Source organism: Microtetraspora niveoalba (assembly GCF_001570405.1).
Lineage (GTDB): Bacteria > Actinomycetota > Actinomycetes > Streptosporangiales > Streptosporangiaceae > Microtetraspora > Microtetraspora niveoalba.
Genome location: NZ_BBYM01000051.1, coordinates 1 through 24486, shown reverse-complemented (window position 1 = coordinate 24486; position 24486 = coordinate 1). Strand labels below are relative to the sequence as shown.

The 24486-nt window shown below is 71.2% G+C and carries 21 protein-coding genes and 1 tRNA gene; 5 read left to right on the top strand and 17 right to left on the bottom strand.

The window, feature by feature from the left end:
• Positions 1-9: 9 nt before the first annotated feature.
• On the bottom strand, positions 10-834 hold the full coding sequence (locus tag AWQ70_RS34800; protein WP_067186046.1) for a PSP1 domain-containing protein: 825 nt from the start codon (positions 832-834) through the stop codon (positions 10-12).
• A gap of 109 nt (positions 835-943) precedes the next feature.
• Between AWQ70_RS34800 and AWQ70_RS34795 the strand changes: the two genes are divergently transcribed.
• Complete coding sequence (locus AWQ70_RS34795) at positions 944-1603, top strand: trimeric intracellular cation channel family protein (RefSeq protein ID WP_067186044.1); 660 nt, start codon at positions 944-946, stop codon at positions 1601-1603.
• Position 1604: 1 nt separating this feature from the next.
• Here AWQ70_RS34795 and AWQ70_RS34790 read toward each other — a convergent pair whose 3' ends face one another.
• From AWQ70_RS34790 to topA, 9 genes are all read right to left on the bottom strand, one after another.
• A complete protein-coding gene (locus tag AWQ70_RS34790) occupies positions 1605-2867 on the bottom strand; it encodes an amidohydrolase (RefSeq protein WP_245647298.1) in 1263 nt (420 codons plus the stop codon).
• Positions 2868-2958: 91 nt separating this feature from the next.
• Positions 2959-3573, bottom strand: a complete 615-nt coding sequence (locus tag AWQ70_RS34785; protein WP_067186040.1) for a permease-like cell division protein FtsX — start codon at positions 3571-3573, stop codon at positions 2959-2961.
• On the bottom strand, positions 3570-4064 hold the full coding sequence (locus AWQ70_RS34780) for a SigE family RNA polymerase sigma factor (protein ID WP_245647297.1): 495 nt from the start codon (positions 4062-4064) through the stop codon (positions 3570-3572). The genes AWQ70_RS34785 and AWQ70_RS34780 overlap by 4 nt, the downstream gene beginning before the upstream one ends.
• Before the next feature lie 358 nt (positions 4065-4422).
• Entirely contained in the window at positions 4423-6096 is a 1674-nt protein-coding gene (locus tag AWQ70_RS34775) for a hypothetical protein (protein ID WP_067186036.1), read from the bottom strand.
• A complete protein-coding gene (locus AWQ70_RS34770; protein ID WP_245647296.1) occupies positions 6093-6608 on the bottom strand; it encodes a SigE family RNA polymerase sigma factor in 516 nt (171 codons plus the stop codon). The genes AWQ70_RS34775 and AWQ70_RS34770 overlap by 4 nt, the downstream gene beginning before the upstream one ends.
• Positions 6609-6905: 297 nt before the next feature.
• Positions 6906-8093: a DNA polymerase III subunit delta' gene (locus AWQ70_RS34765; protein ID WP_067186034.1), complete on the bottom strand. Its 1188-nt coding sequence runs from the start codon at positions 8091-8093 to the stop codon at positions 6906-6908.
• 41 nt (positions 8094-8134) lie between these two features.
• On the bottom strand, positions 8135-10192 hold the full coding sequence (gene tmk / locus AWQ70_RS34760) for a dTMP kinase (protein WP_067186032.1): 2058 nt from the start codon (positions 10190-10192) through the stop codon (positions 8135-8137).
• Positions 10193-10531: 339 nt separating this feature from the next.
• Positions 10532-11857, bottom strand: coding sequence for a metallophosphoesterase (locus tag AWQ70_RS34755; RefSeq protein ID WP_067186088.1), 1326 nt, complete (start codon positions 11855-11857; stop codon positions 10532-10534).
• Between the two features lie 121 nt (positions 11858-11978).
• Positions 11979-14669: a type I DNA topoisomerase gene (gene topA, locus AWQ70_RS34750; RefSeq protein WP_067186030.1), complete on the bottom strand. Its 2691-nt coding sequence runs from the start codon at positions 14667-14669 to the stop codon at positions 11979-11981.
• A gap of 254 nt (positions 14670-14923) precedes the next feature.
• Between topA and AWQ70_RS41780 the strand changes: the two genes are divergently transcribed.
• Positions 14924-15109, top strand: coding sequence for a DUF5703 family protein (locus tag AWQ70_RS41780; RefSeq protein WP_066945649.1), 186 nt, complete (start codon positions 14924-14926; stop codon positions 15107-15109).
• A gap of 243 nt (positions 15110-15352) precedes the next feature.
• Here AWQ70_RS41780 and AWQ70_RS34740 read toward each other — a convergent pair whose 3' ends face one another.
• The 3 genes from AWQ70_RS34740 to AWQ70_RS34730 all read right to left on the bottom strand — a co-directional run bounded on the left by AWQ70_RS34740 (position 15353) and on the right by AWQ70_RS34730 (position 19094).
• Positions 15353-16903 (bottom strand): chaplin family protein, encoded by a 1551-nt coding sequence (locus AWQ70_RS34740; protein ID WP_084518137.1) that lies wholly within the window; start codon positions 16901-16903, stop codon positions 15353-15355.
• 225 nt (positions 16904-17128) lie between these two features.
• Positions 17129-17701, bottom strand: a complete 573-nt coding sequence (locus AWQ70_RS34735) for a hypothetical protein (protein ID WP_067186026.1) — start codon at positions 17699-17701, stop codon at positions 17129-17131.
• A gap of 94 nt (positions 17702-17795) precedes the next feature.
• Positions 17796-19094, bottom strand: a complete 1299-nt coding sequence (locus AWQ70_RS34730) for a M20/M25/M40 family metallo-hydrolase (protein WP_084518144.1) — start codon at positions 19092-19094, stop codon at positions 17796-17798.
• A 207-nt stretch (positions 19095-19301) separates the two neighbouring features.
• On the opposite strand from AWQ70_RS34730, the gene AWQ70_RS34725 reads away from it, so the two are divergent.
• A tRNA-Leu gene (locus tag AWQ70_RS34725) sits at positions 19302-19390 on the top strand.
• Between the two features lie 96 nt (positions 19391-19486).
• Here the strand turns inward: AWQ70_RS34725 and AWQ70_RS39580 are convergent.
• Positions 19487-19639: a hypothetical protein gene (locus AWQ70_RS39580; protein WP_157530822.1), complete on the bottom strand. Its 153-nt coding sequence runs from the start codon at positions 19637-19639 to the stop codon at positions 19487-19489.
• Positions 19640-19648: 9 nt separating this feature from the next.
• On the opposite strand from AWQ70_RS39580, the gene AWQ70_RS34720 reads away from it, so the two are divergent.
• Complete coding sequence (locus AWQ70_RS34720; RefSeq protein ID WP_067186022.1) at positions 19649-20260, top strand: SMI1/KNR4 family protein; 612 nt, start codon at positions 19649-19651, stop codon at positions 20258-20260.
• Between the two features lie 420 nt (positions 20261-20680).
• Here the strand turns inward: AWQ70_RS34720 and trhA are convergent, their stop codons facing one another.
• The 3 genes from trhA to AWQ70_RS42520 all read right to left on the bottom strand — a co-directional run bounded on the left by trhA (position 20681) and on the right by AWQ70_RS42520 (position 22953).
• Complete coding sequence (trhA, locus tag AWQ70_RS34715; protein ID WP_067186020.1) at positions 20681-21358, bottom strand: PAQR family membrane homeostasis protein TrhA; 678 nt, start codon at positions 21356-21358, stop codon at positions 20681-20683.
• A gap of 189 nt (positions 21359-21547) precedes the next feature.
• The gene (locus tag AWQ70_RS34710; RefSeq protein WP_067186018.1) at positions 21548-22609 is read right to left on the bottom strand and encodes a serine hydrolase domain-containing protein; all 1062 of its coding nucleotides are present in this window, start codon (positions 22607-22609) and stop codon (positions 21548-21550) included.
• Positions 22504-22953, bottom strand: coding sequence for a PadR family transcriptional regulator (locus AWQ70_RS42520; protein WP_169808788.1), 450 nt, complete (start codon positions 22951-22953; stop codon positions 22504-22506). Before AWQ70_RS42520 ends, AWQ70_RS34710 begins: the two co-directional genes overlap by 106 nt.
• Before the next feature lie 251 nt (positions 22954-23204).
• Here AWQ70_RS42520 and AWQ70_RS34705 point away from each other — a divergent pair, with 251 nt between their 5' ends.
• A complete protein-coding gene (locus AWQ70_RS34705; protein WP_067186017.1) occupies positions 23205-24362 on the top strand; it encodes an NAD(P)/FAD-dependent oxidoreductase in 1158 nt (385 codons plus the stop codon).
• The last annotated feature ends 124 nt before the right edge of the window (positions 24363-24486 follow it).

Below are 24486 nucleotides of genomic sequence, written 5' to 3'. Positions count from 1 at the left end.
GGGAGATCTTCACGATCGCGGTTCGTACCTCTCGTCGTGGGCCTTGCGGGGACCGCAGACCGAGGCGCGCGAGCACTGGCACCGGCGCCCGCCGTCGTCGAGCCGCACGGTGACATAGTCTCCCGGCACGTTCCTGCCGACGACCTGGCCCGGCCCCTCCTCCGTCTCCACCCGGGAACCCGTCCTGGGGAAGGTCCGCTGCGCCTCCACGTACAGCGGGTGCTCGTACTTGAGGCAGCACATCAGCCGGCCGCAGGCTCCGGCGATGCGGAGCGGGTTGACCGGCAGGTCCTGGTCCTTGGCCATCCGGACCGAGACGGGCTCGAAGTCCTTCAGGAAGGTGGCGCAGCACAGATCCCGCCCGCACGGCCCGATGCCGCCCTGGAGGCGGGCCTCGTCGCGCGGCCCGATCTGCCGCAGCTCGACCCGCGCCCGCAGGTTGCGCGCGAGGTCCCGCACCAGGGCGCGGAAGTCGACCCGGTGCGGGGCCGAGAAATACACGGTGAAGACGTTGTCGGCGTCCACGTAGTCGACCCCGACGACCTTCATGGGCAGCTCGTGCCGCTTGATCAGCCGCTTGGACACGCTGCGCGCCTCGGCCCTGCGGCGGCGGTTGGTCTCGTCCCTGGTCAGGTGCTCCTCGGTCGCGATGCCCGCGCAGACCGGCAGCCCGTCGACGTCCTCGCTCACGTACTGCGGCGCCCAGATGCACTCGGCCACCTCGGGCCCGGAGTCGGTCGGCACGAGCACCTTGTCGCCGACCTTCGGGGAATGCCCTCCGGGATCGAGGTAATAAAGCCGCCCGTACCGGGTGAAGCTCACCGCCATCATCATGCCCAAGCGCCCGGCCTCCTCGATCTCGTACGGCTGCCGCCCGCCCTTACCCTACGCGGCATCGGCGCCGTGCCGTCAGGGTCGGGCGGATGCCGGGTATCCACGCCAGGTGAACGCCGAACCGCCGCTGCTGCTCGCGCTCGACCTGACGGGCACCTTCGCGTTCGGGCTCAACGGCGCGCTGACCGCGGTGCGCGCCGCCCGGCTCGACATCGTCGGGGTGGTCACCCTCGGCATGGTGACCGCGCTGGGCGGCGGGATCATCCGCGACATCCTGATCGACTCCCTGCCGCCCGCCACGTTCGGCGACTGGCGCTATCTGGCGGTCGCGGCCGCGAGCGGTCTGGTCGCGTACGCGCTCGGCCGGCGGTTGGACCGGCTGGCCGGCCCGATCATCGTGTTCGACGCCCTCGGGTTGAGCCTGTTCGCGGTGACCGGGGCGAGCAAGGCGCTGGACTACCGGCTCGGCATCGGGCAGGCGGTCATCCTGGGCGCGATCACGGCCGTGGGCGGCGGCACGCTCCGCGACGTGCTGGTCCGGCGGATCCCCACGGTGCTGTACAGCGAGCTGTACGCCATCCCCGCCCTGATCGCGGCCGCGATCACCGCGGTCACCGTGCGCACCGGCGTCTACGGGGTGCCCGCCGCGATCGGGGCCGCCGCCGTCTGCTTCGTCGTCCGGCTGGTGGGCGTCCGCTTCGGCCTCAACGCTCCGGGCCCGCCGGGCGCCGCCCGGGGTGACGCCTCCGGTTCCGGGGACGGACGGTGACTCAGCGGCCGAGCCACGTGAGAGCCGCGACGACCAGGGCCTGGGAGCCGGTGTCCAGGGTGGGCTGCGGAACCGGGGCGAACGCGGCGGAATGGTTCACCGGGATGTCCTGCGCCACCCGGCCGGCGGCCTCGGCCCTGCGGTAGGTCTCGGGGTCGAGGCCGCCGATGCCCCAGTAGGTGTACGGGACTCCCAAGGCGTTCGGGATGTCGCTGAAGTCCTCGCTGGCGGTCTGCCGGCCCAGCGGCCCGGCGCGGTCGCCGAAGAACTCGCCGAACGCGGCGGCCACCCGGCCGGTGGTCTCGGGATCGTTGTCGGTCAACGGGAAGCGGTCGAACAGCTCGATCTCCGGAGCCTTCGGACACCCCGACGCCTGGCACTCGGCGAGGACGATGCGGCGCACCGCGTCCAGGATCGTGCTCCTGGTCCGCTCGTCGTAGGTGCGGATGTTGAACTCCAGCACGGCCTCATCGGGGATGATGTTGCTCTTGGTGCCGGCCTGGACGCTGCCGACCGTGAGCACCGCGGTCTCCTGCGGCGGGATCTCGCGAGAGACGACGGCCTGCAGCCGGATCACGATCATCGCCGCGAGGACCACGGGGTCGACGGCCGCCTGCGGCATCGAGCCGTGGGCCCCGCGTCCGTACACGGTGACGCGCCCGCTGTCGGCGGCGGAGAGCACCGGACCGGCATGGGTGCCGACATGTCCGGCCGGGGCCGGCAGCACGTGCTGCGCGAGCGCGACGTCCGGGGCCGGAATCAGCCCGGCGAGGCCGTCGTCGAGCATGGCCCGCGCGCCGTCGCCGGTCTCCTCGGCCGGCTGGAACAGCGCCACCACCGTGCCCCGCCACCGGTCGGTCCCCTCCGCGAGCAACTGGGTCGCGCCGAGCAGACAGGTGACGTGCACGTCGTGCCCACAGGCGTGCGCGACCGGGGTCTCGCGCCCGCCGGGGTCCGTGACCGTGTCGGTGCTGGCGTACGGCAGACCGGTCGCCTCACGCACCGGCAGCGCGTCCATGTCCGCCCGCAGCAGCACCGTCGGACCGTCGCCGTTGCGCAGCACCCCGACCACACCGGTGCCGCCGACCCCCTGGTGTACCTGGCAGCCGATCCGGCCGAGGCGCTCGGCGACCTTCGCGGCGGTCCGCCGTTCGTGGTGGGACAACTCAGGATGCCGATGCAGGTCCCGGTAGAGATCCTCCTGCCATCCCCGCACGGCCCCCAGACGGGCCGCCACAGATGACGCGGGTGACATGGCAGCCATGACGCCCTCCTCGTGGCGGCGACACACGTGCCCTCCTTCGAGGCTAGGCCCTCCGGTTCGGCCGAGCGGGACCGCATGCGCCGTCAGGGACTCAGCACTTCGACCGGTCCCTCAGGCAGACGCCGTCGATGACATTGGAGACCCCGGGCTGACCCTTCATGATCCGCACCACCGCCTGGTTATCGGCCCCCGGCTTCAACTTCACCTTGAACGACTCCGGCAGGTCTTCAGGCCGGATCAGGTCGAGCACTTCCTGACTGGCCCGCCCATTGGTCCGGAAGTTCTCGTACGCCTCGGCTCGCGTCTCGAACCGGACCGACTCGACCTCCGGCAGCGACTCCAGCGTCCCCCGGATCATCTGCCGCCTCTCCTCGGTCACCGCCCGCTTCCCGCACACCGGGTAAAAGTCGTCCTTGTCGCACAGGAACACCACCACATCGTCCTGCCAGGAACCCGCCCCCGCCAGGCTGAGCTGGGCCAGGCTGTACGGCGCAGGATTGGCCACCGTCGGAGCTGGAGGTGCGGGCCGTACCAGCAGGAACACTCCGGCGGACACCGCGGCGACCAGTGCGGCGGGGATCACGACAAACCGGGACATCCGGGCGCTCCGAGCGCGCCGCCGCGGCGCGGTCAGCGGGCGGACGGACCGGAGGTCGGCGGTCGCCGCCGCCTCGGACAGAGCCTCGCGCAGACGTTGTTCGATCATGATTCCTCCCCAAGGGTCCGGGCGAGGGCGGCGAGCCCGCGAGTGATGGTGGAGCGCGCCGTGCTCCCGGCGACGCCCATGGTGTCGGCGATCTCCTCGTACGAGAGATCGAGGTAGAACCGCAGCACGAGCGCCTCGCGCTGCCGTCGCGGCAGGCCGCTCAGGGCGACCAGGACCTCCCGGCGGTCTTCGCCGATCATCGCGACGCTCTCGGCCGACCAGACCGGCGGCGCGTACGGCACGGCCCGCCGGAAGGCGAGGCTCCTGCGCCGCAGCACGGACCGGCAGCCGTTCAGCACGGCCGACCGCACGTACGCCAGGGCGCTGCCGGGATCACGCAACCGCCCCCGCCCCGCGTGGGTGCGCGCGAACGCCTCCTGGACGACGTCCTCGGCCGTGGCGAGGTCACCCACCATGAGCAGCGCCAGCCGCACCAGGCCGAGATGGTGGTCGGCGAACAGCGCCGCGACGTCGACGCGTTCCCGGATCAAGAGCTCCCTCTCCGAGAGCAGTTCGGCTTTCACACAACAGAGACGCACCGGTGGATCCCGTGCTGCTTCCGTTCCGGAAGAATCCGGTTGCCGCTTCGGAAGACGCCAGGCGGAGCCCGTTTCGCCTCGGAAGAAGGCGGCGAAAGCCGGACGGCGCTCGCTTGGCGGCGGCGGCACATCGCCACAGGGCCGACCCCGCGCCCCTGATCCGTGAGAGCCGTCCGCCGGAAGGGAAGCGGCCGGCCTGCCGAGGCATGACCTCGGCAGACCGGCCGGACGAGCCGGGGCCCGGCAGCCGTCGCCGTCACCGTCGTGCGAGGGACGGCGACGGCGGATCCGCGGCCGCGGTAACCCGTGATTACCAGGCGATCCTGGAGTCGAAGTTCAGCAGCGGCTCTCCCGTCTTGAGCAGCGGCCGGTATCCCGCCGCGTCGACGGCGCCGACCTCGTCACCTCGGGAGACGAGCACGTTCTCGCCGGTGCCGTCGATGTCGAGGAGCCGGACGACGCTGCTCTCCGAGTCGTGGTGGACGACGCCCAGCGGCTTTCCGTCGGCCGTGCCGTACGCGATGAGCTCGGCGGACCCGCTCGCCACGCGGCTCTTCCCATCGACCGCCTCGACCTTGATCTCTCCGAAGGCGACGAGGACGCGGGCGCCGTCCGGGCTGATCTCGGCCCCCAGCACGCCCCGCATCGGCCCGCCGTCCTGCTTCGGCAGGGGGAACGCGGTCGCCTGGTCCAGGTCGTCGCCGGGGACACCGGTGTCCAGGAGGCGCAGGTCCGGCGAGTCGGGGCACACGCTGACGACCGCGTGCAGCTCGGCCGGGGCGTCGCCGGGGGCGTCCGCCTCCCGCGCGGGCTCGGCCGACAGAGCGTCCTCGGGCACACCGATCACGGGCTCCATCGGGCACCTGGACGCCATCTCCAACGTGCCTCCCTCGCTCGGCACGGCACTCGGGGCGGCCGAGGGGTCGTCCACCGGAACGGGCCCGGCCGTCACGGCGACCTCCGGCGCGGCCGACGGGTCGTCCGCCGGAACCGGCGCCGTCGTCGTCGCACTCGGCGCGGCCGAGGGGTCAAGCGTCAGGGCGGGCTCCGCCGTCATCGCGACCTCCGGCGCCGCAGTCGGCGCGACCGACGGGTCGGCCGTCGGGACGGGCTCCCGGGGCACGGTGGACTCCGACGCCGTCACCTCACCCGGAATCGCCACGACCGTGGGAGCGGGTGACGGCAGCTCGGTCGCCGTGACCGTCACCTCGCCGGGCACCACGACCGACGCCCGGCCGTCCGTCGGCTCCGCGACGAAGGTCGCACCCGGGAGCGCCCGGTTGAAGAGCACGAAACGACCGTCCGCCGTCATCGACAGGCCGGAGACGTCGCCGCCGTCCTTCCCGGTCCACGTACGGCTGTCGCCGGTCGCGGTGTCCGCCACCACCAGGCGGGCCGCCCCGGCACCGCCACGGCACGGCACGGCGCCGTACGCGAGCTTGGTGCCGTCGCCGCTGACGGCGAGCGACGTGGGCATGGTGCCCTCGGGCGGCGCGAAGGGCAGTGCCTCGAACCCGCCGGCCCTCCCCTCGTCGTCCAGCGTGAAGCGGTACAGGCGCGGCCGGCAGTCGTCCGCGGCCGACACCGCGTAGAAGAGGCGGTTGTCCTGCGCCGCCTGGATGCCGACGAACCGTTCCTTGTCGGAGGGTTTCGGGACGCGGGACGTCTCCTTCCCGCCGTCCACGCTCCTGATCGTGATCCCGTCGTCCCCGGCCGCGGCGAAGAACCTCGGTGCGGCGGCGGGCCCGGCACTGGCGACGCCCCGACCGAGGCCGCCGTCCCCGCCCCTGGCGACCGCCACGCCTCCGGTGACCGCGACGGCCACGGACGCCGCCGCCGCGATCGGGATCAGCCACACCCTCCGCGTACGGCTCACGCCCGCGGACGGCGTACGGCTCTCGCCCACGGAGAAGACCGGAACCTGGTCGATGGTCTCGCCCACGGCCCGGGTGGCGTCGCGCAGGCGGTCGGTGATGTCCTTCATCGTGCGTTCCCAAGCAGTCGGCCGAGCGCGTCCAGGGCTCGGGAGGTGGTCGACTTGACGGTGCCCCGGCTGACGCCCATGACCTGCGCGGTCTCCTCTTCCGAGAGGTCGGCGTAGTAGCGCAGCACGAGCGCCTCGCGCTGCCGCCGGGGCAGGCGGTGCAGCGCCTCCATGACTTCGCGCCGCTCGGCCCCGAGCAGGGCGGCGGACTCGGCGGACCACACGGGCGGCTCGTACGCCCCGGCGAACCAGGACGGCAGCCGCCTGCGCCGCAGCACGCTCCGTGCGTTGTTGAGGACGGCCGAGCGCAGGTAGACGAGTGCCTTGCTCCGGTCCCGCAGGCCGCCGAACCGGCGGTGGAGGCCGAGGAACGCCTCCTGGACCACGTCCTCGGCGGTCTCGCGGTCACCGAGCATGATCAGTGCGAGTCGGGCGAGGCCCAGCGCGTGTTCGGCGTAGAGGACCGCGATGAGATCCGAGGCCGTCTCGTCCGCGGTCTCCGAGGTGTTCACCGGCCCCCCAGGGGGTTTATGGATATCCAGTGTTTCGGCCTGCATGCACCAGAGACGCGGAATCGTCCCTGAGGTTGCTTCGGGACGCGACCGCGACGGCCTGAATCGTCTCGACCGGGATGGTCCACGTCACGACCATCCGCCACCGAAGCCACCCGAAAGCCGCGAGAAGCCCGAAAGCGGCGAATCCCAAGCGCTCGGGCGGCTTCCCCGGCGAGATCCCCATGCCCGGCCCTCAGACCGCGGCGAGGCCCCATCCGGGCCGCGCGCAGCAGGGCATGATCTGTCAGATACGGCCTAGCGCGAAACGCGTGGGTCCCGGAGGACGAGGGTCATGGCCTCCACCGCGATCTGCGGATTCACGTTGGCCGCGAGCCGTTCCCGGCACACCATGATCGCCTCGGTGCGGCGCAGCGTGTCCTCCGGCGTCGAACCCGCCGCGAGGGACTCCACCTCGCGCCTGCGATCCTCGTTGGCCAGCTCCACCCCGGCTCCGAGCTGCACCGCCAGGACGTCGCGGTAGTACGCCACCAGATCGAGCAGGGCCACGTCGATCGAGTCGCGCTTGATCCGGGTCGCCCGCGACTTCTGCAGGGTCTCCAGCTCCTTCAGCGCCCCTGCTCCGCCGCGGACGAGTCCCTTGCCCAGGCCCTTGCCCGACGACCCCTCGCCGTAGACCCTGCGCAGCTCGGCGGTCTCGGCCTCGTTCAGGGTGGCCGTCGCGGCGTCGGCGTCCTCGGCCGAGGTCTTCACCAGCCGCTCGGCCGCCGCGATGCACTCGCCCACCCCTGTCAGCGACGCGGGGATCGACAACACCTCCTCGCGGCGGCGCCGTACCTCCTCGTCGAGGGCCAGTCGCCGGGCCCGCCCGATGTCGCCCTGCGCGGCCTGCGCCGCGAACCACGCCATGTCGTCCGGCACGCCGTCCCGGGTCGCGAGCACGTGCGCGACCGCCTCGGCGGACGGCGTACGGAGGGTCACGACCCGGCAGCGGGACCGGATCGTGACGATCATGTCGTCGGGTGACGGGGCGCAGAGCAGCCAGACCGTCCGGGGCGGCGGTTCCTCGATCGCCTTGAGCAGCGCGTTCGCGGCGGCCTCGGTGGCCCGGTCGGCGTCCTCGAACAGCACGATCCGCCAGCGGCCGAGGGTCGGGGCTCCCGCGCCCTTGAGCACGAGGTCGCGGGTCTGCCTGGCGCTGTAGGAGAGGCCCTCCGGCCGCACCCACGTGAGGTCGGGGTGGGAGCCGACCTCGACCTGGTGGCAGGAGTCGCAGTGCCCGCAGCCCTGGTCGGGGCAGAGCAGCGCCGCAGCGAAGGCCCGTGCCGCGTCGGAGCGCCCCGAGCCGGGAGGGCCGGTGAACAGCCACGCGTGGGTCATCCCGGCGCCGCGGCCGCCCGCGAGGGCGTCGGCGGCGGCGGAGGCGGCCTGCCGCAGCACGTCCGCCGCCCGGTCCTGGCCCACCAGATCCTCGAAGACACCCACCCGCTCAACCTACCGTGGGATCACGGGCGCACCGGGCGGACTCAGTCGCGGATGGCCGGGATGGTGCCGGTCGCGGCCTCGGTCTCCTGCGGCACCGGATCGGGCAGCACCTCGCGCACCCGGTCCTGGATGATCCGCGAGATCTCGTCCTGGGCCAGCGTGCCGTCCACGACCAGGTAACGGTCGGGCGCGGCCGCCGCGAGCGCCCGGAACTCGCGCCGGACCCGCTCGTGGAACTCCATCGGCTCGGACTCGATCCGGTCGGCCGGCGAGGCCATCCGGCGCAGCCCCACGGACGGGGGCACATCGATCAGCACGGTCAGGTCGGGGATCAGCCCGCCGGTCGCCCAGGTGTTGAGTCGCGCCACCTCTTCGGGGTCGAGCGCCCGCCCGGCGCCCTGGTACGCCAGGGACGAGTCGACGTACCGGTCGCAGACCACCGTGGAACCCCGGTGCAGCGCCGGAAGGATCACCTTCTCGACGTGCTCGGCCCGGTCGGCCGCGTACAGCAGGGCCTCGGAGCGGGCGGACAACCCCTGGTGGGCGGCGTCGAGGAGGATGGCGCGCAACCGCATGCCGATCTTGGTCGATCCCGGCTCGCGGGTCTGCACCACGTCGAAACCCTGGTCGCGCAGCCAGATGGCGAGCAGCCGCGACTGGGTGGTCTTGCCCGAGCCCTCGCCGCCCTCGAATGCCACGAACAGGCCCGGACGCTGCTCGTCGTCCTGGACGGCGAACCTCTCGCCCCGCAACGCGGCGACCAGGTCGGCCCCGATCGGGACACCGCGCCGGTCGTCCATGTGCCGCAGCGCGAGGGCGCCGACGACCACCGCGAGCAGCGCGCCCAGGAGCAGCACCAGGTTCGTCCCGTCGAACCGGTACGTCATGTCCCCTACCACGAGAAGGTGCGAGCCGAAGAGCCCGCCGAGCGCGGAGACCGCCGCGATGACCAGGAGCAGCGCCACCCTGGCCAGCGACTGCAGGAAGGAGAAGGTGCGACCGCGCAGGCCGTCCTCCACCTCCAGGCCGATCAACGTGTACCCGATGATCCAGGACGTCCCGGCGCAGGCTCCGAGCACCACGGCCAGCACGACGACCAGGGCCAGGTTGTGGATCAGCGCGATGGCGGCGAGCGTCACACCGGCCACGATGATCGCCAGGCCGAACATCCGCCGCCGGGACAGCCCCCCGAGCAGGCGGGGCCCGAAGAACATCCCGAAGCCCATGCCCAGGAAGACCGCGCAGAAGACGGCGCCGTATCCCGCGTCGCCGCCCCCCAGCGCGCTGACGTACGCCTTGGCCACTCCGACGACCGCGCCCCCGGCGGCGAAGGCGCCCAGCATGCCGATGACCAGGCCCCGCACCACGCGGTCGCGGCCGACGAACCGCCAGCCCTCGACGACCTGCCCGAGCACGGACGGCGTGGACGCCCTGACCGTGTGTCCCTTCGGGATGTCCCGCAGCGTGAAGATCAGAGCGGCGGACACCAGGTAGGCGAGGGCGTTGACCGCCAGGGCCAGATCCGTCGGCCGCATGGCGAACCCGGGGGCGGCCGCGGTGATCATGCCCATGACCGCCGACAGCACCGCGAAGAGCGCGGCCGCGACCGGGGCCGTGCCGTACGTGACGAGCAGGTTGAGCCGGTTGGCCTCCTCCAGCCGTTCCCGGGGCACGAGGTTGGGGACCGTCGCGTCCTTGGCCGGCACCCAGAACAGGTTCACGCACTCGACGAGGAACGACGCGATGATCACCCACTGGTAGTTGCCGACCAGCGGGATCGAGGCCACGACGGCGAATCTCGCGATGTCGGCGGTCACCATCGTCAACCGGCGGTCGAACCGGTCGGCGAACGCCCCGGCCAGCGGGCCGAGGAGGACGGACGGCAGCATCTTCGCGATGAACACGCCGCCGACGGCGAGGGTCTGCGTCTGGAAGCCCGATCCCGCGGTGAGGTTCCCCGCGAGGGCGGTCAGCGCGATGATGTTCAGCCAGTCGCCGAGGCTGCAGACCGACATGGCCGTCCACAGCCTGCGGAAAGGCGCGTTGGCCAGCACGTTCGGCGGTCTGCGTCGCGCGACTGCCCGGCCATGGGTGCTCATGATGTCAGCGTATCCAGGTGCTCGCTGGGCGGGAGAAGAGTGTGAGGGGGCCGGATTTCCACCCGCTCGTCGCCTGAGGGTAGTACGTCCCGCCCTGTCCCGCAGGACGGACGGGAGGAACGGCCCCACTTTTCGGACCGCCGCCGCCTCCAGAGCGCCCACGCCTTCCCGAACGAGCCCCGCCCGAAGAACGGCCTCAGCACCCCGAACTCCCCCTCGAGGAACAGCCTCAGCACCCCGAACTCCCCGCTCGAGGAACAGCCTCATCGCCCTGAGCCGTCTCGCTTTTCGGGCGGTGAGAGGCCCGGTCACTGCGAAGCCGCCCATGACGGCGGGCGGTCAGGCGCGCAGTTCGATGAGGGTGATCTCCGGAGGGGCGCCGACCCGGACCGGCGGCCCCCAGTAGCCCGCGCCGCGCGTGACGTAGATCTGGGTGCCGTCCACCCGGTCCAGCCCGGCGACCACCGGCTGCTGCAGGGGCACCGCCAGGTTGAACGGCATCATCTGCCCGCCGTGGGTGTGCCCGGACAGTTGGAGATCGACGCCGTGGGCGGCGGCCTGTCCGACCTGGACCGGCTGGTGCGCGAGCAGCACGACCGGCCGCCCGGCGTCCCGCCCGTCCAGGGCCTTCGCCAGGTCCGGGCCGTCTCCCGACGGCGTCCCGTTCAGGTCGTTGATCCCGGCGAGGTCGAGCACGGCTCCTCCGTGCGCGATCTCGACCCGCTCGTTGCGCAGCGACCGCACGCCGAGGGAGTTCAGCTCCTCGATCCACTCCTGCGGGCCCCCGGCCGTGTAGTACTCGTGATTACCGGTGACGAAATATGACCCGTATCGGGACTCGAGATGGCGCAGCGGCGCGGCCAGGTCCCCGAGCTCGGCCACGGTCCCGTCCACCAGGTCGCCGACGATCGTGACCACGTCCGCCTGGAGACCGTTGATCATCCGGACGATGCGCTCGGCGTGCCCCTTCCCGGTCAGCGGGCCGAGGTGGATGTCGCTCACCACGGCGAACCGCAGCCCGCTCATCCGCGGGTCGAGCCGGGGCAGCCGCACGGGGATCCGCTCGATCACCGGGTCTCCGAGGGCCGTGCGCATGCCGTACCCGACCGTGGCCAGCGCTCCGACGCCCACGACCGTGGCGGCCGTACGGGAGATGAACATCCGCCGGTCGACCCTGGACGTTCCCGGGCCGGAGGATATCGCCGGGGCCGGGGACACGATCGCGTCTGTGGATATCGCGGAGGCACCGGACGCGCCGGATCCGGTGGACGGCCGCGCCGGGAGAGGCGACCGCGGCGCGGGTCCGCCGGAATCCACAGGCCGACCGGAATCCACTGGCGCAGGAGACTCCACAGGCTCAGAAGATTTCTCGGCACGCCGGACCACCAGCAGGGCGATCGCCCGGGGAATCTCCAGGACCAGCGAGAACACGACGAGATAGAACATGATCGCCAGCCACATGAAGCCGGGCCACGCGATGACGCGCTCGAAGGACATCCCGAAGACCTGGCCGCCGACGGTCCTCAGCGGCACCAGGAGCACGAGCACGACGAGCGCCCACGTGAGCACCCGACGCGGCACGCTCCCCGGGCGGGTGGTCGGCCTGACCAGCCGCCGCCACAGGTAGTAGTGCACGACGATCACGACGACCGTGATCATGCTCATGAACCCCACGGCGTACTCCCCTCGCTCCGCTGCCGGACGATCCTACGGAGCGATCGCCGAGAACGCGTCGAGCCCCCGGTCCCCTGTGGATAACCGGGGACCGGGGGCTCGACGTACGACCTCAGGACTTCGACGTCGTCTTGGCCGTGGTCTTCTTCGCGGGTGCCTTCTTGGCCCGGGCGGTCGTCGTGCGCTTGGCCGCGGGCGCCCGCTCACGACGCTCCGCCAGCAGCTCGGCGGCCCGCTCGATCGTGATGTCCTCGACCGTGTCGCCCTTGCGCAGCGAGGCGTTCGTCTCGCCGTCCGTGACGTACGGGCCGAACCTGCCCTCCTTCACCACGACGGGCTTCTTGGAGTTCGGGTCGTCGCCCAGCTCGCGCAGCGCCGGAGCGGCCGCGGCCCGGCCCCTGCCCCGGGCCTTGGGCTGCGCGAACAGCTCCCTGGCCTGGTCGATGGTGATCGTCAGCAGGTCCTCCTCGGCGGCCAGCGACCGCGAGTCGGTGCCCTTCTTGATGTAGGGCCCGAACTTGCCGTTCTGCGCGGTGACCTCCTCGCCGTCGATCTCCCCGACGACCCGGGGGATCGCCAGCAGCATCAGCGCCTCGTCGAGCGTGATGGTGTCCAGCGACATCGACTTGAACAGCGAACTGGTCCGCGGCTTGGGCGCGTCGGCCTTCTTGGTCCGCTTCTTCGCCTCCGCGGGCGCCGGCTCCTCCGGCAGGATCTCCGTGACGTACGGGCCGAACCGCCCACTCTTGGCCACGATGACGTTGCCGGTGGCCGGGTCCTTGCCCAGCTCACGGTCGCCGCTCGGGCGGGCGAACAGCTCCTCGGCCTTCTCCGCGGTGAGCTCGTCGGGCGTCATGTCCTCGGGCACGTTGACCCGGGCGCCCTCGCGGTCGAGGTACGGCCCGTACCGCCCGACCCGGATCACGATGTCGCTGCCCCTGATCGGGAAGGAGCTGATCTCCTTGGCGTCGATCTCGCCCAGGTCGGTGACCATCTCCTTGAGGCCCTCGTCGCCGTCGCCGCCGAAGTAGAACCGGCGCAGCTCCGGCACCCGCTCGGCGCGGTCGTTGGCGATGTCGTCGAGGACCTTCTCCATCTCGGCCGTGAAGTCGTAGTCGACCAGGTTGCCGAAGTGCTGCTCCATCAGGTTCACCACGGCGAACGCGAGGAACGACGGCACCAGCGCCGTGCCCTTCTTGAACACGTATCCCCGGTCCAGGATCGTGCCGATGATCGACGCGTACGTGGACGGGCGGCCGATCTCGCGGTCTTCCAGCTCCTTGACCAGCGACGCCTCGGTGTAGCGGGCCGGCGGCTTGGTGGAGTGGGCCAGGGCGTTCAGCTCGGCCGCGGTCAACCGCTCGCCGTCCGACAGGTTGGGCAGCCGCTTCTCGGCGTCGTCCCGGTCGGTCGCGGGATCGTCCGCGCCCTCGACGTACGCCTTGAGGAAGCCATGGAAGGTGATCGTGCGGCCGGTGGCGCCGAACTCCACGTTCTCGCCGGCGCTGGAGACGCCGCCCACCTTCACCGACACCGACTCGCCGACCGCGTCCTTCATCTGGGAGGCGACCGTGCGCTGCCAGATCAGCTCGTACAGGCGGAACATGTCCCCCGACAGGCCGGTCTCGCCGGGCGTGCGGAACTCCTCACCCGACGGGCGGATCGCCTCGTGCGCCTCCTGCGCGTTCTTGACCTTGCTCGTGTAGACGCGCGGCTTGTCCGGCACGTACGCGGAGCCGTACAGCTTGATGGCCTGGCCGCGGGCGGCGGCGACGGCGGTCTCCGACAGCGTGATGCTGTCGGTGCGCATGTAGGTGATGAAGCCGTTCTCGTACAGCCGCTGCGCGATCTGCATCGTGTACTTCGCCGAGAAGCCGAGCTTGCGGCTCGCCTCCTGCTGCAGCGTCGTCGTGCGGAACGGCGCGTACGGCTTGCGCGTGTACGGCTTGCGCTCGACGGACGTGACGGAGTACGACGCGTTCCCCAGGCGGCCCGCCAGCGCTCCGGCGGCGGCCTCGTCCAGGTGGAGGACGTCCGCGCTCTTCAGTGTGCCGGTCGAGGCGAAGTCGCGGCCCTGCGCCACCCGCCTGCCGTCCACGGAGGTCAGCGTGGCGCTGAACCTGCGCGGCTCCTCGTCCCTGCCCGTGTCGAAGAGGGCCTGCAGGTCCCAGTACGCCGCGGCGGTGAACGCCATGCGCTCGCGCTCGCGCTCGACCACCAGCCGCGTCGCCACGGACTGGACCCGCCCGGCGGACAGCCGGGGCTTGACCTTCTTCCACAGGACCGGGCTGACCTCGTAGCCGTACAGCCGGTCGAGGATGCGCCGGGTCTCCTGCGCGTCGACGAGCCGCAGGTTCAGGTCGCGCGGGTTGGACACGGCCTCCTGGATCGCGTGCGGCGTGATCTCGTGGAAGACCATCCGGTGCACCGGCACCTTCGGCTTGAGCACTTCGCGCAGGTGCCAGGCGATCGCCTCACCCTCGCGGTCCTCGTCGGTGGCGAGGTAGAGCTCGTCGGCGTCCTTGAGAAGCTGCTTCAGCTTGGAGACCTGGGACTTCTTGTCCGGGTTGACGACGTAGAGCGGCTCGAACTCATGGTCGACGTTCACCCCCAGACGGGCCCACGTCTCTCCTTTGTACTTTTCAGGGATGTCGTCGGCCTTCTCCGGAAGATCACGGATATGGCCGATGCTGGACTCCACGATGTAGCCGCGCCCGAGGTACCCGGCGATGGTCTTCGCCTTTGCAGGCGACTCGACGATCACCAGGCGGGTTGCGCCGGCGTTGCCGTCCTTGGCTGGCACGCTGCTTCCTACCTCGCTGTTCCCTGTCGTTCCCCGTGTCCCGGTCGGGACAGCCGCCCTCACAGCAGGCTCGGCTGATCCTTGGCCCGGCCTGTCCACGGGACCGTCTCGACGGTAACCCGTCGCCGGAAGTCCTTCCCCCTCGGGCTACCCGGTCCCGTCCCGGTGTGTAACCCACCTGGACCTTCTATCCGCAAGGACGCAGAATAGAGCCAGGCGCGTTCCCCTGACACACCCCTGGGAGACTAATCGCTGTGCTGGACTACTCCTACAAGGACCTGTATCTGCCCTGCGGGACCTCACGCGAGGCCGCCAGGCAGGTTCTCACGGAGCATGCCGAGTACGGAAGCTGGGAACTTGACCGGCTGCGACTCTATCCTGACGGAAGCAGGCGCGTCCGACTGCGCCGCAAGATCATACGTGTCGTCCGCACCATGTGACCACGCCCCACGCTGATCATCGGGGCGCCGTCCGCCGGGCATGGCATTGCCCGCCCCGGGCCGCGCCCCCGGAGCGGGCAAGCTCTTCACTGCTTCGCCGTACGGCCTGCGGGTGGCGGCTCTGGGCCGCTCCCTTCAGGGCCGGGGCGAAGCCTCTCCTCCTCGTGTGCTGACCACCGGGGAGGAGAAGCGGGGGTTCCCGGTCACGTGCTCACTCGCCCGTGACGAGCCCCAGCGGTCTCCCTACCGCCGGCCGCGAGGGCGCAGGCGCCGCACGACGCCGAACATGGTCGCCGAGGCGGCGAACATGGCGCCCAGGGCCAGCGCGATGAGGGAGCCGGGGTTCATCCCGGTCACGCCGACCGGCTGCTCGGCGCTCATCAGGCCGAGGCCGCCGAGCGGGAGCACGTCGCCCGCGTCGCCGAGGGAGTTCGCGACGGGCAGCGAGCCGACCAGGCCGGTCACCGGGGCGAGCGCGGAACCGGCGCTCCCCTTGCCCGCGGCGGGGCGGCCCGGCGTCTGGGCGGCGGCGGGCAGAACGCCGCTGTCCGCGACCCCCGGAACCATCGGCAGCGTGGAGAGCATGCCGCTCGTCCGCACCGGCAGCGCCTTGTGCGAGCCCTTGTGCGCGTTCTTGTTCCAGGTGCCGTGCCAGGTCTTGCGGCCGTGCCACTGGCCCCCGCCCACGCTCGCGCCGCCGAGGCACCCGGCGGCGGCGTCGCCCAGGACGGCGACCGCGTTGCCGCAGACGTTGATCGGCGCGGCGATGGGGGCGACGATCTGGTTGCCGCCCAGGATGCTGTGCGCGCCGCTCGTGACGTTGCGACCGGCGCCGCCGCCGTTGCCGCCACCGCTCACGGAGGCGCCGCCCTTGCACCCGGAGAAGGCGTCGCCCAGGACGGCGACCGAGTTCCCGCAGACGTTGATCGGCGCGTTGATCGGCGCCACCACCTGGTTGCCGCCCAGGACCGAGGAGCGGCCCGAGGTGACGTTGCCGCCCGCGCCGGCCCCCGAGTTCTTCACGGACGTGCCACCCGTGCAACCGGCGCTGCCGTTGCCCACGGCGTTGCCGCACGCGTTGATCGGCGCGGTGATCGGGGCGATGATCTGGTTGCCCCCGAGGATGCCGTGCTCGCCGGTCGTGATGTTGCCTCCGGCGCCGCCGCCCGAGCGGCCGTGGCCCCGCCCGTGACCGCGGTAGCCGTGCCCCCCGCCCTTGCCGGGGCCGTCCACCGAGGCGCCGCCCTTGCACCCGGAGAACGCCTCGCCGAGGACGCCGACCGAGTTCCCGCAGACGTTGACCGGCGCGTTGATCGGCGCCACCACCTGGTTGCCGCCCAGGACCGAGGAGCGGCCCGAGGTCCGGTTGCCGCCGGCGCCCGAGCCGGAGTTCTTGACGGAGGCGCCGCCCTTGCAGCCGGCGGTGGCGTCGCCGAAGATCGCGATCGCGTTGCCGCACGCGTTGATCGGCGCGGTGATCGGGGCGACGATCTGGTTGCCGCCCAGGATGCTGTGCTCGCCGTCGGTCCTGTTGCCGCCGGCACCCCCTCCGGAACCGCCCTGGCCGCCGTTGACGACCGACGCGCCGCCCTGGGACGAGGCGCTCGCGTCACCGGCGACGCCGATCGCGTTGCCGCTGATGTCGATCGGGAGGGAGATCGGGAGGTTGAGCTGGTTGCCGCCACCGATCGAGCCCCTGCCGTCGGTGTCGGCGAAAGCCGTACCGCTGCCGAGGGACAGGACACCGACGGCGAGAAGCGCCACGGGGGTCGAACCCTTCGCCCACGTTCGCATGATGGATGCTCCTAGGTTTTCTGGGGGATACCTGACAACAGCTCGCGACGGAGTGCCGGCCGGGCACAGCGGGGCCGTGGACCGTCACGAGGAATTCGGGAAAGAAACTCGCGTCACCCGCACGGAGACGCTCAGGCGGCACGGCTCACCGGTACAGGGGCCGTCGCGGGGCGTGCTCCGCCACCGGTCCGCTGTTCGATGGGGCGGACCGTTGCCGAGGCGGGATCAGTCAGGCGAGATGGATGGGTCGTCCGCCGCTGTGCGCACGACCGGGGGGAGGACCGCCGCGTGAGGCGCGGGCAGGGCCATGAGCCGCACGTCGTGGAAAGAACGTGCGACGTCCCCGAACAGAATGGATCCGCCGCTTCCCTGGGGAACCATGCCCTGGCTCCCTGAGGTGTGATCGGCGGTGGACGGCGATGGGAATCCGGGCTTCGACTGACTCGTCAGCCCGTCGACGTTGCGCCCGGCCATCGCTTCGGCGTTGACCAACGCGTCGTCACTCGTGGGGAAACCGTCGGCCTTCATGGAGGCACCACCCTCGACGACCGACCCGATGACGACCGCTGAGGAGGCCGTGTCGGCACTGGCCGGAGCCGCGCCGAAGGCGCCGAAGATCACTCCGAGCACCCAGGCGGCGCCGATGAAGCCGCAGACGATCAGAAAGCGGACCAGCCGGGAACCGGCCACGAACCGCGCCATCCGGCTCCGCTCGCCGTCCTCGGAAACAATCGCGGGCACGCACGGGCCGGCGGCGGGCATCTCTGCCCGCGACCGCTCGTCCGGCGTGCGTGCCACGCGACCTCCCCGAGTCAACCGAGTCCGCCCGATGCGGATCGCCCCTCAACGGAGAGTTACTCTAGCGGTACGCCAAGTGATCGCAACCGGTTTCTCAGCAGTAATCGAGGAATCGGTCAAGAACTCGAACCCCGAATTTGAGCGAATCCACCGGAACCCGCTCATCTACCCCATGGAACATTCCGGAAAAATCGAGATCCGCAGGGAGTTGGAGGGGCGCGAAGCCGAATCCGCGGATCCCCAGCCGGCTGAACGCCTTGAGGTCCGTGCCCCCGCTCAGCGTGTACGGCACCGCCTTGGCGCCCGGGTCCTCGGCCTGGAGCGCGTCGGACATGGCCTTGACCAGCGACCCCTCGAAGGCCGTCTCCAGAGCCACGTCGTGGTAGACGAACTCCCTGGTGACGTTCGGCCCGAGGAGCTCGTCCACGGTGCCGAAGAACTCCTCCTCGTACCCCGGCAGGAAGCGGCCGTCCACATGCGCGGTGGCGCTCTGGGGGATGACGTTCGCCTTGTAGCCGGCGTCCAGCATGGTCGGGTTGACGGTGTTCCGCAGGGTCGCGCCCACCATCCGTGCCAGCGGGCCGAGCTTGGCCACGGCCTCCTCCGCGTCCTCGGCCCTCAGCTCGATGTCGAACGCCTCGCGGAAGAAGGACTGGACCGTCGGCGTGAGCCGTACCGGCCACTGGTAGCGGCCCAGGCGGCCGATCGCCTCGGCCAGCTCGGTCACCGCGTTCTCGTTGTTGAGCATGGAGCCGTGGCCGGCCCGGCCCGTCGCGGTGAGCCTCATCCAGGCGATGCCCTTCTCCGCCGCCTCGATGAGGTAGAGCCTGCGGCTGTCCGAGAGGCTCACGCTGAAGCCGCCGACCTCGCCGATCGCCTCTGTGCAGCCTTCCAGGACCTCCGGGTGCCGGTCGACCAGCCAGTGCGCGCCGTAATTGCCTCCGGCCTCCTCGTCGGCCGTGAAGGCGAGCACGACGTCCCGCGGGGGCTTCCTGTTCTGGCTCAGCCGCTGACGCACGACCGCGAGGATCATGGCGTCCATGTCCTTCATGTCCACGGCCCCGCGGCCCCAGACGCACCCGTCGGCGATCTCGCCGCTCATCGGGTGATGCGTCCAGTCGGACGCGTTGAACGGGACCACGTCCAGGTGGCCGTGGAGGAGAAGCGCCCCCCTCCCCGAGTCCGCGCCCTCGATGCGGGCGATGACGTTGGCCCTCCCGGTGTCGGATTCGAGGATGCGCGGTTCGAGACCCACCTCGGCCAGCTTCTCCGCGACGTACTCGGCGGCCCGGCGCTCGCCCGGCCCCGCGTTGTCGCCCGCGTTCGTGGAGTCGATGCGGATCAGGTCACGGCACAGGCCGACGACCTCGTCCTCGCCGTTGAGCGGAGTGATGCGCCTCTCCCCGGGGTCTTCCGTGCTTCGGTCGGTCACAGCGTGCTCCTCCTGTTCGGGTACGGCCTGCGCCTCCCATCCTGCCGTCCGACCGCCGGAAGGAGGAGCCCGGCGCCGGGGCCGCGAATTCCCGGTGTGAACCACGCGCCGGAGAGTGCTAATCTGTGTGAGCCGACGCGGGATGACGGTCCCACGTGCAGGCACCAAGTCCGGGTGGCGGAATAGGCAGACGCGCTAGCTTGAGGTGCTAGTGCCCAGTGATGGGCATGGGGGTTCAAGTCCCCCCTCGGACACCAGGAGACCCCGAGTTTGTGCAGGTCACAGGCTCGGGGCTTTTTCTTTTTCACCACCAGAACGAGCCGTGACACCGCGCTGATACTTCCCGGCCTTGATCAGCCGTTGCCGCCCCTGATCGCGGCGAACCTCTCGACGGCTTCACGCCGGATCGTCGGGAGGCAGTGCGAGTAGATGCCGAGCGTGATGCTCACCGTCGAGTGCCCAAGGCACTCGCTCACGATCTTCGGGTTCACGCGGGCAATCAGCATGATCGCGGCATGTCGGGCACAGCCGTTAAGGTCCTCGCCATGGCCGTCTCCAAAGCCCCCCGCTATCCCTGGAACGATCTTCTCCACAGCGTGAACGCTGCGGCCCAGGAATACTTCGCGCAGTACAGGGCTCATCTTGCGCAGCGCCCAGCGCAGCCGGACGACGGATTCGGTCGCGCGCCCTGGCTCGGCACGACCGGCGCCAGTGAAGCCGAGATCGTGCGGCACGAGGAGCGGCTCGGCATGCGCCTGCCGCCGAGCTACCGGGAGTTTCTCCAGGTCACCGATGGCTGGGATGAGTACAGCCATTCGAGTCTCCGCCTGCTGTCTTTGAATGAGGTTGGGTGGACCCGTGATGTCGAGCCGATGATCGCCCAGATCTGGGATGGCCTGGATGGTGCCGACCCGCAGGACACGTGGTATCTCCACCAAGAGTCCGTGTCCGCCAGCCTCTGCGTCTCCGAGGAGATCGAGGGGCAGGTGTGGCTGCTCAACCCGCACGTCGTCGGGCCGGACGGCGAGTGGGAGGCATGGGACTTCGCGAGCTGGCATCCGGGCGAGGTCCGCTACCGGTCGTTCTGGGACCTCATGGAATATCAATTCGGCAGGTACCTGGCGTAACTTCAGTACACCTTGCCGTGAGCCTGCCTCGGGATCGCATGAATACGCGAGATTGAGCAGACGCTCGGGCAGGATTGTCCGGGCGTTTCGCTTTTACCCGCGGACCTTGTCCAACCACAGGAAATCGACCAGCCACCCGGCGCCGGCCCGATGCGACTCCCAGAACACCCGCTCCGGCGGGAGGTTCTCCATGAAGGCGACTTTCGGTACGGTCCGCCAAATGCCGGTACGGCTGATGCGGTAACCGGGATATTCCGACGCCCATCCCCGGACTCGCCCTCCCCTCCGGGGTTCGAAGCTCTCCACCGCGGACGGGATTGCCGGCTCCCGCCGGGTCATTCGTCTCGGCCCCCCGAGGCCCCCCATGATGTGACCACACCGCCGACCCCGGCTCGGGCCGACCGATGAAGGCCGCGGCTGTCAGGAATAGAGCGCGAAGTAGATGGCGATGTGGTGGCAGAGCGCCGCCACGAGTGTGCAGGTGTGGAAGAACTCGTGATGGCCGAAGACGGTCGGCCACGGATTCGGCTTGCGCATGGCGTAAAAGACGGCGCCCACGGTGTAGAGGGCGCCGCCGACGATGGTCAGCACCAGTACGGTCACCCCGCCCCTGTGCAGGATGTCGGGCAGCACGATCACGGCCACCCAGCCGAGGGCGACGTAGACGGGGGTGGACAGCCACCGGGGGGCGTCGGGCGTGATCACCTTCATGCCCACGCCGAGGAGGGCGCCGCCCCAGACCACCGCCAGAATGATCCGTCCCAGGCCACCGGGCAGCAGCAGGACGGTGATCGGCGTGTAGGTCCCCGCGATGAAGATGAAGATCATTGAATGGTCGAGCCGGCGCATCAGCCGGTAGCCCCGCTCCGACCAGACCCGGCGGTGATAGAGCGCGCTGGTGCCGAACAGGGCACACACGCTCAGGCTGTAGACGAGGCAGCTGAAGAAAGGGGACCAGCCGGGCCGGACGGCGGCGAGCGAGCACAGGACGACGCCGCACGCCGCTGCGACTCCGGAGGCATAGGTGTGCAGCCAGCCCCGCATCCGGGGCTTGCCGATGTCCACGGGCCGCAGACGCGGCGGCCTGATCGTCGTCATGGGCCTAGGTTACGGTACCGTAGGTTACTCGCAAGTATTCGCCATATCAAACCCTTGCCGCCTTCGACGCGGCGGCGGCCGACCGGCTCTCCGCCCTGTTCCGCTGATCCTCCATGGCTCCCTGCCGGTCGGCGTGCCTGACAGGGGACGGTCATCGGCATGCCGGGAGCCGCCCCTGACCGGGTACGGCTAGGAGCACATCGCGGCGTCGAAGGTCTCGAAGACGTGCCTGTCGTTCTTCGGGGTGCCCGTGACGTAGAGGGTGACCGCGCGGCCGGCGCGGTTGCGGCCGCTCAGGACGCGGGTGCCGGGCAGCCCGCCGTCGTGCATCCAGGCGGGCCTGCAGGTCAGCGGGTAGGAGTAGACGCCGAGTCCGTAGCGGGATCGGGGCGGGTCGTAGGCGGCCACCGCTCCCTTGAGCATCGTGTCGATCGTCGAGGTGGGGAGCGCCTGCCAGAAGCGGTTCAGGTCGTCGGGAGTGGAGATCAGCCCGCCCGAGGCGCCGAACAGGTACCCCGGCAACCGGGTGGTGTCGACCGTCTTGCCCTGCGCCTCGGGGTCGAAGGGATTGACGCCGTAGGTGTGCGCGTGCGCGCCCCGGATGCCCGTCTCGTTCTCGCGCGGCCAGTACGTGTGGGTGAGCGGCCGGAGCACGCCCCGCCGGGTGACCGTACGGAAATCCTTGCCCGTGACCTTCTCGATCAGCATGCCGGCGGCCAGGTAGTTGGTGTTGGAGTAGAACCACTTCTCTCCAGGCTTGCCGACGGGCTCGGCGTCCAGGGCCAGGCGCAGGAAGTCGGCGTCGCCCCCTGGATGGGCGAAGTCGATCAGCGGCAGGTATTCGGGCAGCCCGCTGGTCTGGTTGAGCAGTTGCCTGACGGTGATCGGCCGGCCGTCGAGCAGGCCGGGCGCGTACCGCTCCACGGGCGCGTCCAGGTCGATCCTGCCCTGCTCCACCAGCCGGATCACGGTGGCCGCGATCACGGGCTTGGTCACGCTGGCGATCCGGAAGTGCGCGTCGGCGCCGACCATGGGCCTGCCCGTGCCGCGCTCGGCGGTGCCCGACGTCCAGGTGGTGACGCGGCCGTCCGGCTCGCGTACGGAGACGACCGCCCCCGCCAACCCGTCCTGGGTGGTCAACCGGGTCATGTGCTGCCGGACCGTCTTGTGCGGCGCGGTCGCCGCCAGGGCGGGAGAGGCGGCGCCGAGGAGGACGACCGCGGCCGCGGCGGCGGCGAGTAGCTTGCGCATTTTGAGGACAACTCCAGGTCTGGGGGAACGATGTCCTCATCTTCTCGGCGCGGACGCGGCAAGATCAGTAACGTTGCCCGCTCTCTTGACGGTAGGGCCCGCCCTACCGCCGGGTGCGCGACCGATCCGGTACGCGCTCCGGCATGGGGACGGCCGTACGCCGACGAGTTCCGCGCCGTGGGCGGGTCCACCACGATCAGGCCCCGGTCGCCGAGGCGCTCCAGGATGCCGTAGAGAGTGCCGACGGACGGTTTGACCCGGCCGCCCGAGATCTCCCCAATGACCTTCATGATCGCGTGGCCGTGCAGAGGGCCGTCGAGCAGCGCGGTGAGCACGTAGTACATGGGCTCGCTGACCTCGTCCGTACCCCTGGGCGTGCCGCAGAACATAACATGTATGACCATCACCCGACGTGACCGGAACCGGACAACCCGGCGCGATCTGCCGGGCCGGCTGACAGAGTGTCACGATTTTCGGCTTCTGCCGGCACGGGCGGGACTGGTCGCCGGAGGGCCGCCCCCGACATGTTCTCCGGAGGACGTGTTCCCGCGACCGGAGCGAACGGGAACCTTGTCTCGACGGTTGGAGTGGTGACGTGCTGTGCACAGTGGTCGGGGCCGGCGCCTGGGGGCTGTCCGCGGCGGCCGAGCTGGCCTCCCGGGGTCATCAGGTGACCCTGGTCGAGCGCTACGGGGTGGGCAACCCCCTGTCCTCCTCGCGCGGCCCGACCCGGCTGTGGCGGCTGGCCGATCCGGACCCGCGCAGGATACGGCTGTCGCTGCGCGGCCGGGACGCGATGCGGCGGGTGGAGCGCCTGACGGAGGCCACGCTGCATCTGCGCCTCGGGCTGCTGTGGCGGGACACCGCCTCGCTGCCCCGGCTCACGACCGCGCTCCGCGAAGCGCGGGTGCCGTTCGCGGAGGTCCCGGCGGCCGACGTCGGCCGGTTCTTCCCGGGCCTCGCCTCCGACGGCCGGGACGCCGTCTTCCAGGAGGACGCGGGCGTGGTGCTCGCCGAGGCGTTCCTCGCGGCCCAGGCGGACCGGTTCCGCGCGGCCGGCGGGCGGCTGCTCACCGGCGAGACGGTGGTCGCGGTCGACGCCGCGGCCCGCCGCCCGGTCGTACGCCTGGCCGGGGGCACGACGCTGCCCGGCGACGCGGTGGTGGTCGCCGCCGGCCCGGGCACGCCGGAGCTGCTGCCCCGTCTCGGGGTCGCGGTGACGCTCCGGCCGTATCTCGAACAGGTGGTCCACTACGCGGACACCGGCCGTCCGGACCTCGCCGCGCGGCTGCCCGGCCTGTTCGACGGGCCCGACGCCGGCGCTCCCGGCGTGTACGGGATGCCCACGCCGGGGGTCGGCTACAAGGTGGGGCTGGACACGCCGCTGCGGCCGCTGGTGCCCGGCGACGACGACCGCACCCCGGTCCCGGAGCGTACGGCCGAGCTGACCCGCCGGATGCGGGCCATGTTCCCGGACGTGGTCCCGAGGGTCGTGGACGAGCAGGTGTGCTCCTGGACCGACTCTCCGGACGGGCACTTCGTGATCGACCGCGTCGGCGGCGGGACGGTGCTGGCCTGCGGCGACAGCGGCGAGGGCTTCAAGTACGCGGCCCTCATGGGCGAGGTGCTCGCCGACCTCGCCGAGGGAGGGGAGCCGGACGACGACATCCGCGCGTACTCGCTCGCGCGGCTGCGCGGGGTCCGCGACGATCCGGACAGGACGCCGAGCGCGCTCGGGCAGGTCTCCGCTTAGCGACCCCGACGGTCAGCCGACCCGTACGATCAGCGAGCCCGTGGGCGGCACGCCCGGCGGTCGGCGCGCCCCGGGGTCAGCCGGCCCGGCGGTCGCCGGGCGCCGGGGTCGGCCAGCCCGGCGG

What these genes read in the sequence shown, in the direction of transcription:
- AWQ70_RS34785 (WP_067186040.1), bottom strand. Translation starts at nt 3,573, where the DNA reads ATGATCGAACAACGTCTGCGCGAGGCTCTGTCCGAGGCGGCGGCGACC.
- AWQ70_RS34740 (WP_084518137.1), bottom strand. Translation starts at nt 16,903, where the DNA reads ATGCGAACGTGGGCGAAGGGTTCGACCCCCGTGGCGCTTCTCGCCGTC.
- AWQ70_RS34775 (WP_067186036.1), bottom strand. Translation starts at nt 6,096, where the DNA reads ATGAAGGACATCACCGACCGCCTGCGCGACGCCACCCGGGCCGTGGGC.
- AWQ70_RS34755 (WP_067186088.1), bottom strand. Translation starts at nt 11,857, where the DNA reads ATGAGCATGATCACGGTCGTCGTGATCGTCGTGCACTACTACCTGTGG.
- tmk (WP_067186032.1), bottom strand. Translation starts at nt 10,192, where the DNA reads ATGAGCACCCATGGCCGGGCAGTCGCGCGACGCAGACCGCCGAACGTG.
- AWQ70_RS39580 (WP_157530822.1), bottom strand. Translation starts at nt 19,639, where the DNA reads ATGCTGATTGCCCGCGTGAACCCGAAGATCGTGAGCGAGTGCCTTGGG.
- AWQ70_RS34790 (WP_245647298.1), bottom strand. Translation starts at nt 2,867, where the DNA reads ATGGCTGCCATGTCACCCGCGTCATCTGTGGCGGCCCGTCTGGGGGCC.
- AWQ70_RS34710 (WP_067186018.1), bottom strand. Translation starts at nt 22,609, where the DNA reads ATGCGCAAGCTACTCGCCGCCGCCGCGGCCGCGGTCGTCCTCCTCGGC.
- trhA (WP_067186020.1), bottom strand. Translation starts at nt 21,358, where the DNA reads ATGACGACGATCAGGCCGCCGCGTCTGCGGCCCGTGGACATCGGCAAG.
- AWQ70_RS34720 (WP_067186022.1), top strand. Translation starts at nt 19,649, where the DNA reads ATGTCGGGCACAGCCGTTAAGGTCCTCGCCATGGCCGTCTCCAAAGCC.
- AWQ70_RS42520 (WP_169808788.1), bottom strand. Translation starts at nt 22,953, where the DNA reads ATGTACTACGTGCTCACCGCGCTGCTCGACGGCCCTCTGCACGGCCAC.
- AWQ70_RS34800 (WP_067186046.1), bottom strand. Translation starts at nt 834, where the DNA reads ATGATGATGGCGGTGAGCTTCACCCGGTACGGGCGGCTTTATTACCTC.